Source organism: Rothia sp. HMSC068E02 (assembly GCF_001813565.1).
GTDB lineage: Bacteria > Actinomycetota > Actinomycetes > Actinomycetales > Micrococcaceae > Rothia.
Genome location: NZ_KV812883.1, coordinates 22,122 through 35,539 on the forward strand (window position 1 = coordinate 22,122; position 13,418 = coordinate 35,539).

Here is a 13,418-nt window from a genome sequence, read left to right on the forward strand (position 1 = left end):
TTAGGATGCACTCGAGAGAGTACGCAGTGCCACGGACACTACAGCCAGGCGCGGGTGACCCGTGACGTCCAGAGCGGCCTCGCCAATCTCCTTCAGGATGCGGTCGATGTTACCCACGCGGGTCGGGTGCTCTTCAATCCAGGTAGCCAGTGCCTTCTGCGCACCGTCCACGGTGGAGAAGTCACCCTTCGCGCCCTCTGCCACAGACAGTGCCAGACCTGCAGCGGTCTCGTAGAGGCTGCCGCGCAGTGCCTGACGTGCCAGGATCTCCCAGCGGTCGCTGCGGGGCAGGTCGGAGATGAGGCCGAGCAGCTCGTCCACCTTGAAGCGGTCGTAGGTTGCGAAGTAGACCGGTGCCAGCGAGGTTGCCTCGAAGTCGTGGTCGCGTGCCGAACGGATGACGTCCAGCAGGGCGTAGCCCTCGAAACCGCGGATCCAGATGACGATGAGTTCCTCGGGCAGGCCCCATGCCTCGCCTGCGTCGCGCTTTGCACGAACACGCTCGCGGGAGGTACCGGAGAGGTACTCGGGTAGGTTATGGCGCATCTCGACGACGGAACCGAAGGTCTCCAGCAGTTCAGAGATGCTGGTGCCAGCAACCACGCCACGCTCGGTGATGAACCAGCGGACAGCACGATCCAGAACGCGCTGGTTGTCGCGCAGAACGGTGAACCATGCATCCAGCGGGGTCTTCGGGGGCAGTTCGCGGTGCAGCTTAGCTGCGGTGCCCAGCTCGAAGAGCTCGCGAGCGACGATGAAGGCGCGTGCGACGGAATCGATACCGACGTTGAACTCCTCCATCACGCGGTATGCGAAGGTGATACCGCCAATGTTGACCAGCTCGTTAGCGACGCGGGTGCAAATGATTTCCTTACGCAGCGGGTGCGAGTCCAGGTGCTGACCGAAACGCTCGACCAGTGCTGCCGGGAAGTAGCTGCGCAGAACGCCTTCCAGGTAGGGGTCGTCCGCGAAGTCGGTCTGCTCCAGTGCGTGGGTGAGGTAAATCTTCACGTACGCAGCCAGGACGGACAGCTCGGGGCGGGTCAGGCGGTCGCCGGTGGTCTCCAGACGCTCGTCCAGCTCCTCGTCGGTGGGCAGGAACTCGACGGCGCGGTTCAGGCCGGCGTGCTCTTCCAGGTCGTGCATGAGGCGCTTGTACAGGTTGGTGCCCAGGAAGGAGCCGTGGAACTCACCCTGCAGCAGAACGTTCTGCTCAACGTTGGTCTCGAGGACCTTGCCGCCGACCTCGTCCTGCAGGGACTCGATGAAGGAAGCACGCTCTTCGCTGGACAGCTCGCCGTGTGCCACGAGGCGGTCCACCAGAATCTTGATGTTGACCTCGCGGTCACTGGTTTCCACACCTGCGGAGTTGTCGATTGCGTCGGTGTTGAGGATGACGCCGTTGAGCGCAGCCTCAATACGACCCAGCTGGGTGAAGCCGAGGTTACCGCCCTCGCCAACAATCTTGGCGCGCAGGTCCTTACCGTTGACGCGCAGTGCGTCGTTAGCCTTGTCGCCAACCTGTGCGTTGGTCTCGGTGGAGGCCTTCACGTAGGTACCGATACCGCCGTTGTAAATCAGGTCGACCGGTGCCTTGAGGATTGCGGAAATCAGCTCGGTCGGTGCGAGCTCGGTGACGGACTCGTCCAGGCCCAGAACCTCGCGCACCTCGGGGGTGATCTCGATGGACTTCAGACCGCGAGAGTACACGCCACCACCGGCGGAAATCAGGTCGCGGTTGTAGTCCTGCCAGGAGGAACGGGGCAGGTTGTACAGGCGCTGACGCTCGTCGAAGGACACTGCCGCGTTCGGGTTCGGGTCCAGGAAGATGTCGCGGTGGTCGAATGCTGCGACCAGGCGGGTTGCCTTGGAGCGGAGCAGACCGTTACCGAACACGTCACCGGACATGTCGCCAATGCCGACTGCGGTGAACTCTTCGGTCTGAGCGTCGTGGCCCAGCTCAGCGAAGTGACGCTTGACGGACTCCCATGCACCGCGTGCGGTGATGCCCATTGCCTTGTGGTCGTAGCCGACGGAGCCGCCGGATGCGAAGGCATCGCCCAGCCAGAAGCCGCGCTCCAGGCTGATTGCGTTTGCGGTGTCGGAGAATGCTGCGGTGCCCTTATCCGCTGCAACCACCAGGTAGTAGTCGTCAGCGTCGCGTGCGATAACGCCCTCGGGGCGGACAACAGTCTCGGAGCCGTCGGTGCCAACTGCGAGGTTGTCGGTGACGTCCAGCAGAGAGCCGATGAAGACCTTGTAGGACTCGCGGCCCTCGGTGATCCATGCGTCACGATCCACTGCGGGGTCGGGCAGCTGCTTGGGGTAGAAGCCACCCTTCGCGCCGGTGGGGATAATGACGGCGTTCTTCACCATCTGTGCCTTGACCAGGCCGAGCACCTCGGTGCGGAAGTCGTCGCGGCGGTCCGACCAGCGCAGGCCACCACGTGCGACGCTACCGAAGCGCAGGTGAACACCCTCAACGCGCGGGGAGTAGACGAAAATCTCGAACTTGGGGCGGGGCAGGGGTGCGAAGTCAATCTCCTGCGGTGCCACCTTGAACGCGAGTGCGGGGCGGTCAGCAAGGTATGCGTTGGTGCGCAGGATAGCGCGGATGACCTTGCCGAGGGAACGCAGGTAGCGGTCAGCGTCCAGGGTGGGGATCTGGTTCAGTTCCTCAACCAGGGCTGCTTCGATTTCGTCACGGCGTGCGTTGCGCTGCTCATCGTTGAGACCGTTGTTCGGGTCGAAGCTGACCTCGAAGAACTCGACCAGGTGCTTGGTGATGGCCGGGTTTGCGAGCAGGGTGTTCGACATGAAGGACGGGGTGTAGCCCAGGCCCAGCTGAATCAGGTAGTGGTTCAGGGCACGGAACAGACGTACTTCCTGCCAGGTCAGGCCCTCAGCCAGGATCAGGCGGTCCAGGGTATCGGACTCGCGCTCACCGAGCAGGTAGGCGTTCAGGGCATCCTCGTACAGGGAAGCCACAGCGTTTGCGTCCACGCCCTCGGGGAATTCAACTCCGAAGTCGTAGAGGTAGCCGTAGTCTTCGCCATCCTCAGGCTTGAACTCGTAAGGCTTCTGATCAACAACGACCAGACCCATATTCTGCATAACCGGCAGCAGCTCGGTGAGGGTGTGAGGTGCGGACAGGTAGGTCTTCAGTCGGGTGGTGTTGGCTTCGCCGGCTTCAACCTTGATTGCGGCGGGCTTCTGGCCCGAGAGAGATTCAAGAATCACGATATCCTCGATTGCTTGTTCTACTGTGTAATCGGCTCGGTAGGCTGCACTAGTCGCATCTGCCCAGGCTGATGCGAGTCGGCGGCCTGCCGCTCCGGGTTTCCATGCCTCAATAGCAGCTGCGGTTGCTTCCACCCAGGAGCGGGCGGCTTCTTGCAGTCGCTTTTCGAGAGCTTGATGATCCGTCTTCGGCACATCATTGGGGTTGGTGAGCCGAATGCGGAAAAATAGACGCGCCAGCGATGAGGAGGACAGGTACACCTCATGGTCGATGGCACTAAAATCAAATTCCTGTTGGAACACCCGCTGAATACGGGAGCACACGTTCGTGTTGTAACGATCCCGAGGCAGGTACACCACGGCGGAAATAAACCGGTTGAACTGGTCGGCGCGCAGGAACAGGCGGGTCTTGCGGCGCTCCTCCAGGCCCATGATGCCGCCGAACGTATCGGTCAGGTCATTAGCGGAAGCGTGCAACAGCTCCAGGCGCGGGTAATCTTCCAAGGCACCCAGAAGCGCCTTGTCAGAGTAAGAACCGGGGTGGTAGCCGAGGCGGCGGCGCACCATCGCGATACGCTCACGCACCAGCGGAGTCTCAATAGCGGGCAGTGCGTACGACTGACGGGTGAACAGACCCAGAATGACGTACTCACCAATCACGCGGCCGTTCAGGTCGAAGCGGCGCACACCAATGTAGTCCAGGTAGTCGTTCCGTGCTACGGTGGAGCGGGAATTCGCCTTCGTGATGTACAGGGGGCGCGGGAACAGGGCACGCTCCAGGGTCTCGCCCGAAAGGGGGATGCGGCTCTTACCCTCCGTGGTGCGCAGAATACCGAGCGCCGAACCGGGGCGGTCCACCAGAGAAATAGCGCCGGAGGTGCCGTCCAGCACGCGCTCCTTAACGCCCATAAACACGAAGTTGCCGCGGGTCAGCCAGCGCAGGAAGTCCTGTGCCACCTCCACACGGGAGGCAGGCTCCACACCGCGCGGGTTAGCGGCGTAGGATTCCTCGCCGTGACCCAGGGTTGCGCCGCGCAGGTCGTACATGGACTGCGCCAGGTCGAAAACGCGGGCGACCATGGCATCCAGGTCGGTGTGGCAGGCGCGAACATCAGCGAGGACGCGCTCAACTTCCTTCTCGCAGCGGCGCTGCTCTTCCTCAGTGAGGTAGCGGGTCAGGCGAACCGCAATCCAGGCTTCAATAGCGACAGTGGTACCCGCCGGGGCGTTCTCGCTGAGCTTGAGGGAGGGCACGCCAAGAGTGGCGGTATCGCCACTGGCGAGGTTGCCGCGCATGCCGGTGCCGCGCAGGCTCAGGAGGGTACCGTCCGGGCCGCGTTCAGCGAGGAAGGTGGGGTGAAGAATGGTGACGAAACCACCAAAGTGCGCGGCAAGGCATGCGGTCAGGGAGCTGACGATGTGCGGCATGTCGTCGGTCGCGACGTACAGGGTGGTGTTGTACTCGTCGTTGCGTGCGGCAACGACAGGGGTCTTGGGCAGGCGGATTTGAGCCAGCGCACGGTGGGTGCGAGCCAAATCCTCTAACTCTGCCGGGGTGAACTCTTCACGCTCATCTTCGGGGCTGTTCAGGAAATACTGCTCGACCCATGCATCGGCGCCAGCGAAGTGTGCCATAGCCTTGTCAGTCATTGACAATCTATCCTCCGAATATCGGTATCACTTCACTGTGACGGTGTCTGTGTGGTCTCATGTGCGCGCCGTGGCGCGCGAGCACTTATACCAAGCTTATACCTTCGAGGTGTTTCTGTCAGACATATCGCTCTTGTGAGCGTAGAAATTATTTTTATCTTCTTCCCAAATCCAGCACGCATTTGGTACGGGTTCAAGAAAGTAGGTGCATCTTGAGGGATGGACACGTACAGTGAAACTATGAGTTTGCGTACTGAATCTTTCCTGGTGGGTCTCATTGGTGACGGCATCACCTCCTCCCTGACCCCTCCCATGCATGAGGCGGAGGCGGACGCGCACGGGGTGCGCTACCTGTACCGCCCTGTCGACCTGGACGCCCTGAACCTGGATGGCGCCTCCGCACCGGCGCTTCTGGATGCTGCGGCACTGCTCGGCTTTAACGCTTTCAATATCACGCACCCGTGCAAGCAGTCGGTCATGGAGCACCTGCACGAGCTTTCGGATGCGGCACGCGCCCTGGGTGCGGTCAATTGCGTGGTGATTGGTGAGGACGGCAGCTTCTACGGCGATAACACGGACTACTCCGGGTTCATTGCGGGATTGAAGCGCGGCCTGCCGCAGGTGGCGGAGGATCCGGCGCGCCTGGAGCACGTGGTGCAGCTGGGTGCTGGCGGTGCCGGTAGCGCCACGGCATACGCCCTGTGCCGCCTGGGGGTGCGCCACCTGAGTCTCTTTGAGCGTGACGCGGCGAAGGCGCAGGGGCTTGCGGAGCAGCTGGGTGGGCTCTTCCCGCAGACCCGGATCGAGGTGCTGACCGACGATGAGCGCTTGATTGAAGTTCTACTAGAAGCTCAGGGTTTGGTGAACGCAACCCCGGTGGGTATGCACGTGCATCCGGGTATGCCGTTGAGTGAATCGGCACTGAGTGCCGGGGTGTTGCGTGAAGGCCTGTGGGTTGCGGACGTCATCTATCTGCCGCAACAGACGCAGCTGGTGCGCGCGGCGCGTGCCGCCGGATGCGAGGTGCTAACGGGCGGCTACATGGCGGTGGGTCAGGCGGTGGATGCATTCCGCCTCTTCACCGGGCTGGCACCGAACGCTGAGCGTATGGCGGCGCATTTTGAGACGCTGATTGCGGCTCAGCAGCGGGCTTAGAAGGTTAAACACGCAGGTGGGGATGGATAGCTAACTATCCATCCCCACCTGTATTTATTCTATATACGGAATATATTGTTCGGGTTATGCATCCAGCTCAGCCAGGGACTTCTTGTACCCTTCACGAACCGTCAGCGCACCCAACGCCACGAGCACACACATGGCAACCGTGAACACGGCGGGCAGCACCGCATTATGCAGGTCGGCACCGGCGAGGCTCGTCGCCACGGCGGGCGCCACGCCTCCAGAAATTGCGAAGCCAATCTGGGTACCCAACGCCAGGCCGGTCACGCGCACGCGAGTCGGGAACATCTCCGCATAGAAGGCGGGCCACACGCCGTTCGCCATGGAGTACAGCGCACCGTGCATGAGCACGCCGTAGGCGAAGATACCCACCCAGTTACCCTCGGTAATCGCGCCGAGGTACGGGAACATCACCAGGGACGAAGCAACCGCACCGGTAATGAACACGGGCTTACGACCGATCCGGTCGGCAAGCATGGCGGCGAGCGGAATCGCAATCAGGCCGAGAGTGTTGGAGGCGACCGGCACCAGCAGCATCGTGCTGCGGTCAAGGTCGTAACCCTTGGTGGCGAAGGACAGCGCGAAGGTCGTGAAGACCATGTTCACAGTGTTGACCATGGCACACACGGCGATGGTGAGCACAGCGCGCTTGTGGTGTTTGAAGACCAGCGTGAGCGGGGATTCGGTGAGCTTTTCGCGCTGCAGGTAGGCGGGCGGCTCGGAGAGGGTGCGGCGAATCAGCCAGGCAGTCACCACCACGAAGGCGGAGAGCCAGAAGGGTACGCGCCAGCCCCAGCTCAGCAGGTGCTCGTCCGGCAGGGCGGCGAAGGGAATGAACACGGCGGTTGCCAGTAGCGAGCCGAACTGGGTGCCTTGCAGGGTCCAGCTGGTCGTGAAGGCGCGCTGATGCTCGTTGGCGTGCTCCAGGGAGATGGAGATGGAGCTTGCCTGCTCACCGGCGGCGGAGAGGCCCTGAATCATGCGGCAGATGACCAGCAGGGTGGGGGCGAGGATACCCGCCTCGCTGTAGGTCGGCAGGCAACCGATTGCGAAGGTGGCAAAGCCCATCAGGAAGAGCGTGAGCATCAGGACGAATCGGCGGCCGTAGCGGTCACCGAGGGGTCCAACGATCATGGCGCCGAAGGGACGCACAACGTAGGCGACGCCCACAACCACCATGGACTTGAGGATGCCGATGGCGGCGGTGTCTTCGGGGAAGAAGATGCGGTTGAGCACGATTGCGGCGGCGGTGCCGTAGACGGCGAAGTCGTAGTATTCAAGGGCGGAGCCTATCCAGCTGGCGAGGGCGGCTCGTCGTGGTGATCGGGCGGGCGCGTCGGTGCGTCGGCTCATGGGTGGCTCCTTCGGTGCTATACCCGTTGGGAGGGGCGGGGCCGCGGTGTGGGCGGCCCGTGCGGTTTGTCATTGTGTCCTTCCAGTGTAGGGAGCACCCCGCCTGTTTTCCATAGGGTTACCTAAGTTCCCAGGGTTTGAAGTAGTAATAGCGGGTGGACACCTCCAGCCCCCGTCAGTTCATGAGCAATAAAAAATGAGGGGTTGAGCATAACTACTCGTTTGCTCAACCCCTCATCATTTATTTATTAAATATTCTCCAGCTCAGCATTGCCGCTATTCGACACAGAACGCGCCTGCCACACCATCGCACCCAAATGCACTAGCAGGCCAAGAATCGGACCCACATACAGGGCAAGAAGAGTGCGAGTCAGAAGAGGCAACGGCGACACCGCCACCACACAAGCAACCGCAGCCGCCAGCACCCAACCGGCCACATACGAACGGTGCATATTCAATGCAATCACCAGCGACCCTGACAGCACCAGAAGCGCCAGGAAAGCAGAAGCAAACACCAGAAGTGCAAGCACCGGAGAAGTCACCACCTGAGCGTATGCTTCAACCTCTGAAGGCTTCGGCGGATAAAGCAGACCAAACAGCCACGGCCCCAGCACGTAAGCCGCCGCAGCGCCCACAAGACCCACACCCAACAGTGCACCAGCAGGCTTCGCAAAAGCACGCAACGGATGATTCTGTTGCTTCAAGAAAGCAGACACCGCCACGCCCTGAAAAGCCTGCAAAGGAATCATAATCGGCGAGCGCGTAATCGAAATCGCCAGAATCAGAACCGCCAAAATAACCTGTTGTAGCGGGTCGTTTGAATCGATGCTAACGTTCAGCAGAAGCGGCAAGCCCATCATAAGAACCGCATTAGCAGTCGACGACCCCATCGACAGCGTGTAGTTATACAGCAGACGGCCCGAGGAAACATCCGCACGAGAGCTAAAAACTCGCCGAGCTTCTGGAAGCAGAAGCACCATCAGCAGCCACAGAAGTACCGGAGAAACCGTTGCGGCTTCAAGACCGATTAGATGTGCAGAGACCAGACCGACCGCACAGATAGCTACGATACGCCAAATAGCGTCGAACCCCAACACACTCGCGAAGAGGTACCAGCTTTCCTGGCCAGCAGACGCACCGTAGAGAGTCATGTGCATGGCGTAGAGGGCCACACCGGCACTCAGGAGCAGCACACCGCTAAACCCGCTCAAAGGAATCTGGGCAGGAGCCCACAGAGGGCTCGTCACTAAGGTCAGCCCGCCCACAATAAGACCCACCAGAGCACCCACGGGGGCAATACGTGCACCAGTTTTACCGTCGCGGCGTGCAGTACCCACAGCGCGGGTAGCTTCCTGCTGGATACCTACCACCACACCGTAGAGGGCAAAAAGAAGCGACCAGAAGAGAAGGAACTCCGTCAGGCTTTCGCCCTCCAGAAACCGTTTCACTACAACGGTAATTCCTAGAGAAGATAGTGCAGCTAAACCGGACGATCCCAAAATTGCCATCGAATGACCACGAGTCATTTTCTTCGGCTGGGACTCTGCCGATGATTCCACGCTATCTCCGTTCTCTACTGGTCGCACCTATAGAATTGAAGTCTTTACTTTACGACGTGCTCGGCAAGGTTCTTAACACCCTGCCACTTCTTCGCCAGAGCCGCCTTCGGTAGCAGAGTCAGCGCGTGAGCACGCGAAGAGAAGCGAATACGAGCCACGCGGGCAGCCTTCGTCCAACCCAGGGCAGTCATCTCTTCAACCATGGTGTTGTAGTAGCGGCGCTCCTCCTCAAAGCGGGTACCCTCAAGGGCCCGCCAAGACGAGTCAGAACCACCGTGACGGCGGTACATGAACGCAATCTGCGGGTCGTAGTACAGGGAGCCGCCGCGCATCGTAATGTCGAGAATCAGCGCCATGTCCTGGATAACGTTCAGGCCCTCACGGAAGCCGGTGCCCACGATAGCGTCCTTACGCCAACCCAGGGACGGGAAGTAGAACCACGCGCCGCGTAGCAGGGAGGTAGCCAGCTCCTCACCCTGCAGAACAGCCTCACCCTTGGGACGGTAGAACGCCTTAGTCTGCTCCACCAGAGTGTTCGACAGGCCGTTGTTCTCATCAATCACGACCACGCCGGGCTGGAAAATGGACGCCTCGGGGTGCTTAGCCGCTGCATCCACGAGCCACTGCACGTAGTTGGGGAGCATGACGTCGTCAGCACCCATGACGGTGACCAGTTCGTTCTCCACGAAGGTCAGGCACTTGCGGTAGTTCGCGTTCGCACCCAGGTTGGTTTCATTACGCATGTAGGTGATGCGCTCGTCCTTCAGCGACTCGAACCAGCCAGGAATCGAGTCGTCCGGGTAGCCATCATCGACAACAATCAGGCGCCAGTCCGGGTTGGTCTGACCGACCACAGACAGTACAGCCTGCTTCATCATGGCGACGTCGCCGTAGTAGGGGAACAGAATATCAACGGTCATAAGGTATTACTCCAGGTCAAAGGGGTAAAAAATACTAAAAGAAAATTATGGTTCCTACTGCTCGCCCCGTGCAGAGGATTTACGGCCTAAGCCAGATGCACCCTCCGGCTGCTCCTGAAGCGCCTTCAAAATGGCGACTTCCTCAGCCAGGATACGGGTCTTCTCCGACAGGCGCGACAGCTCCAGGGTCAGGTGAATACTGACGCCCATGAGCAAAAGAATCGACAGCAGGAACAACAGGTTCACCGGCAGGGCAACACCCACAAAGTCCGCCACACCGTTTAGCAGACTCGGGAAAGCGCCCAGCACGATAATGACCGCGCCGATAATCAGCCACAGGGCGGCGTACCGCTCCTTCATGCGCTGGTGACGCACCTGCACAATCACAAAGGCACACACCAGTACGGACAGAATGAGGAAAAAAACACTCGCGCTCATGATTACTTCTCCTCGGGGCGGCGGCTCACCGAAATGCCGTAGGCAAACAGTGAACGAACCAGATAGACAGCAGACTTCAGCGGACCGGAGGAGGGGGTACCTCCCTGACGTTCACGCATATTCACCGGCACCTGACGCACCTTCAAGCCATTGTTAATAGCCATGGCGGTGATGTCGATTGTGTCGCCCAAATATTCGGCGGGCAGGTTGCGGCAGTAGAAGTCGATGCCGCGGCGGTTAGCAATCTTAAAGCCGCTGGTCACGTCCGTGAACGGGGTGCCCGCCGAGCGGGTGAACAGGAACGATAGCAGGCCCATCGCCCACTTGCGTGGACCTGACACCTCATAGTCGGCAGCCCCCTCCGCAAAGCGGGAACCAATTACAATATCGTAGTCCTTGATTGCCTCAATCAGCGTGGGGATACTTTCGGGGTGGTGCTGACCATCCGAATCCACCTGCATGGCGTAGTCGTAACCCATGCGCTGCGCGTACTTGTAGCCGGTGCGCATGGCGGCACCCACGCCCATGTTGTAGGGCAGGTCAATCACAAAAGCACCCGCCTCACGAGCCACAGCGGAGGTGTTGTCGGTGGAGCCGTCATTGACCACCACCAGGTCCACGAAGGGCACCGTCTCCTGCAGCTCAGTAATAGTGCCGGGCAGTGCTTCTTCCTCGTTCCAGGCGGGCATAATCACCAGCGTACGAGGATACGTGTGGGGGGTAAGAGGCGATGTGGGAGAACCCATAGGGCAGCTACCCCTCCTAACGAATGTGTCTTACCGTGCGTGTGAAAGCCGGCATGCCCTAGTAGACATACCGACTTTCATCATATCAGTGGTTCCGCAGTATCTCAGATTTAGCGCCAGAATGCAGACCACTGCACGAATTTCTGCAGATGCGTGCACCCCCGTAGGAGCGCTGAGGCACCGTTTAGTTATCGCATTAGTTATCGCACGCGCTAATACGGTACAGAGTCATCGGACCCGAGGAGTACACCGGAGTCAGAACATCCGTATCGATAGCAGCCACGAGGCCGTCGTAGTTTTTCTGGGCGTCCGGGCCGAAGTTCAGCTGGTTCTCCAGGTGAACGTACCAGTGGGCCTTGTACTCGTTCACTTCGCGGCACACCTCCGGGTTTGTACGAGCGTCCTTGAGGTTGTGCATAATCGCCGAGTACTTGGGTGAGGTCTCAAACTCGAAGTGGTATCCCGTCAGGTGACGATCCGCCAGCGCGTAAATATAGGCGCTACCGTCCCAGGGGTTATTCACGATCACATCGTCCTTCGGTACGATCTTCGGGATTTCATTAATGACGTTCATCTCGTCCTGATTCAACACCACAGAGGTCGGGGTCAGGCGGTATTCACGAGAGACCGCCTGGGTCGTCTCCTGCACCGAAGGAACACGCGAAGAAAGACCAGCAACTACCAGTACCAGGATCATCGCGACACCCATGCCGATGGTCGCAACCTTCAAGCGTGCCGGGCGTGGTGCTCGGCGCGCAACCCAGGTAAGCAGACCTTCTACGAAGCCACCCAAGCCGATACCAGCTAGGATCACTGAGGGGAATACCACCAGAGCCGCCAGGCGGAAGTGGTCGGTGTACCAGGGGCCCACCATCAGCAGGCGGAACTCACCGCGCGGCACCGAGGCGGATACAATCCACAGGTAACCAATCAGCCCCCAGCTGGCAATCAGCCACAGGTTACGGCGCTTGTACAGCAGGTACCCCACACCCCACAGAACCAGGAAACCCGCCAAGTAGGAGGGATTAAACTTATCACCCAGCTGATTACCATTCTCCAGGCCCAGGAAGAGGAACTGATAGAGGGCCTCACCCTCGGTCAGAATCGGCGACCAAGTATTACTTGCAAACTCAGCGGGACGTAATACACGCCAGGCCCCTACACAACCAGCCAGGAAAGCCAGTAGCAGGATGGAACCCACCCATTTCTGTCGAGCAATCAACTCATGCGAACGCAGGACCTGCGCCACACCAGCCAGTAGCAGGGGTACAGCAAAGGCTGCGGCAGAAACCACCGCATTCGGATGCACCAGCGCCAGACCCGCAAGACCCACCAGGGAGGCTAAACCCAGCGATAGGGATGCCGAATACTCGCGGCGTACCATCACCTGTACCAGGTACACCATGAGTGCCACAAATGAAGGTAGCAGGGCATAGCCCAGCAGGTTCGGGAAAAGCACACCCCAGCGCAGTAGCAGGCCCGGGAAAGCCGCAAAACCGCAAATCATCGCCGGAATAGCTAGGGCCTGCAGGCGGCGCAGCTTCGGGATGCTCAGGCTCAGCGCCACCAGCGAGCAGGGCCACAAAATGCCGGAAGCCAGTAGCACGGTCACAATGGTGGCGGTCGCAATACTCGTACCCGTGGTGCTATAAATCAGGGACACAAAATCGTGCCAACCCGCCGGGTAAAACGTCGGCTCCTGGTTCGCAGCAGCGACTGCTCCAAGGGTCAGGCTGGAGGCATCGCCGTGCTCCTGAATCCAGCGAATCGCATTCATATGGAAGGAATTATCCAGGCTCTGCGAGAACGCCTCAGGCCCGTAGACCATGTCCTCGGTCATGTGCAGCACCAGGAATCCGCCTAACACAGCACCCACCACCGGCCATGCCACAGGAACATCATTACCCGGCCACGAGGCAGACGCCAGAGCAGGCCAGCGGCGGCCCACCAGGTGCATCACACCCGCGGCGGCAGCCACCAGCACGGCGGCAACCGGCACGAAAGAAATCAGGCTCCACGGAATACCGGTCTTACCCAGCACAATCGCGGAAACAGCCACCAAAGCGAAGGACAGCAGCGGCGCATAAAAAACGCGCAGACGTGCGGGAACACGCAGCGCCCAGCCCATTGCATAGCCGGGGCCAAAAGCCAACACGACCGCAAAAAGTAGCAGCGGAATAGTTGCCAACCAGCTCATTAACCCTCTTCTCCCCACAGTTCACGCACCGGAAAACCCCTCAAATACGGGGTGCGGTGCGCTTTCGCGTACCAAGCAAGGATACCTTAGCGCCCTCTTCACCCCCGCGAAACCCCGCGGAAGAGAGAGGGACAGC

General features: G+C 60.2%; 8 protein-coding genes. 1 reads left to right on the forward strand and 7 read right to left on the reverse strand.

Annotated elements, in window-relative coordinates; genetic code table 11:
• Window positions 1–4,890, reverse strand: a complete 4,890-nt coding sequence (locus tag HMPREF2919_RS06030) for an NAD-glutamate dehydrogenase (protein ID WP_070643736.1) — start codon at window positions 4,888–4,890, stop codon at window positions 1–3.
• Window positions 4,891–5,130: 240 nt separating this feature from the next.
• Between HMPREF2919_RS06030 and HMPREF2919_RS06035 the strand changes: the two genes are divergently transcribed.
• On the forward strand, window positions 5,131–6,045 hold the full coding sequence (locus tag HMPREF2919_RS06035; protein ID WP_070666836.1) for a shikimate dehydrogenase: 915 nt from the start codon (window positions 5,131–5,133) through the stop codon (window positions 6,043–6,045).
• 84 nt (window positions 6,046–6,129) lie between these two features.
• Here HMPREF2919_RS06035 and HMPREF2919_RS06040 read toward each other — a convergent pair whose 3' ends face one another.
• The 6 genes from HMPREF2919_RS06040 to HMPREF2919_RS06065 form a co-directional block, all read right to left on the reverse strand.
• Window positions 6,130–7,422, reverse strand: coding sequence for an MFS transporter (locus HMPREF2919_RS06040; protein WP_070643739.1), 1,293 nt, complete (start codon window positions 7,420–7,422; stop codon window positions 6,130–6,132).
• 248 nt (window positions 7,423–7,670) lie between these two features.
• Complete coding sequence (locus tag HMPREF2919_RS06045; protein WP_246824061.1) at window positions 7,671–8,870, reverse strand: hypothetical protein; 1,200 nt, start codon at window positions 8,868–8,870, stop codon at window positions 7,671–7,673.
• 155 nt (window positions 8,871–9,025) lie between these two features.
• Entirely contained in the window at window positions 9,026–9,901 is an 876-nt protein-coding gene (locus tag HMPREF2919_RS06050) for a glycosyltransferase family 2 protein (protein ID WP_049352287.1), read from the reverse strand.
• A gap of 54 nt (window positions 9,902–9,955) precedes the next feature.
• Window positions 9,956–10,339, reverse strand: a complete 384-nt coding sequence (locus HMPREF2919_RS06055) for a DUF2304 domain-containing protein (RefSeq protein WP_049345954.1) — start codon at window positions 10,337–10,339, stop codon at window positions 9,956–9,958.
• Between the two features lie 2 nt (window positions 10,340–10,341).
• Complete coding sequence (locus HMPREF2919_RS06060) at window positions 10,342–11,085, reverse strand: glycosyltransferase family 2 protein (protein WP_049345957.1); 744 nt, start codon at window positions 11,083–11,085, stop codon at window positions 10,342–10,344.
• Between the two features lie 196 nt (window positions 11,086–11,281).
• Entirely contained in the window at window positions 11,282–13,282 is a 2,001-nt protein-coding gene (locus tag HMPREF2919_RS06065; RefSeq protein ID WP_070666808.1) for a DUF6541 family protein, read from the reverse strand.
• Window positions 13,283–13,418: the final 136 nt, after the last annotated feature.

Coding starts and splice junctions, on each gene's coding strand:
- HMPREF2919_RS06030 (WP_070643736.1), bottom strand. CDS start 4,890: ATGACTGACAAGGCTATGGCACACTTCGCTGGCGCCGATGCATGGGTC.
- HMPREF2919_RS06035 (WP_070666836.1), top strand. CDS start 5,131: ATGAGTTTGCGTACTGAATCTTTCCTGGTGGGTCTCATTGGTGACGGC.
- HMPREF2919_RS06040 (WP_070643739.1), bottom strand. CDS start 7,422: ATGAGCCGACGCACCGACGCGCCCGCCCGATCACCACGACGAGCCGCC.
- HMPREF2919_RS06050 (WP_049352287.1), bottom strand. CDS start 9,901: ATGACCGTTGATATTCTGTTCCCCTACTACGGCGACGTCGCCATGATG.
- HMPREF2919_RS06055 (WP_049345954.1), bottom strand. CDS start 10,339: ATGAGCGCGAGTGTTTTTTTCCTCATTCTGTCCGTACTGGTGTGTGCC.
- HMPREF2919_RS06060 (WP_049345957.1), bottom strand. CDS start 11,085: ATGGGTTCTCCCACATCGCCTCTTACCCCCCACACGTATCCTCGTACG.
- HMPREF2919_RS06065 (WP_070666808.1), bottom strand. CDS start 13,282: ATGAGCTGGTTGGCAACTATTCCGCTGCTACTTTTTGCGGTCGTGTTG.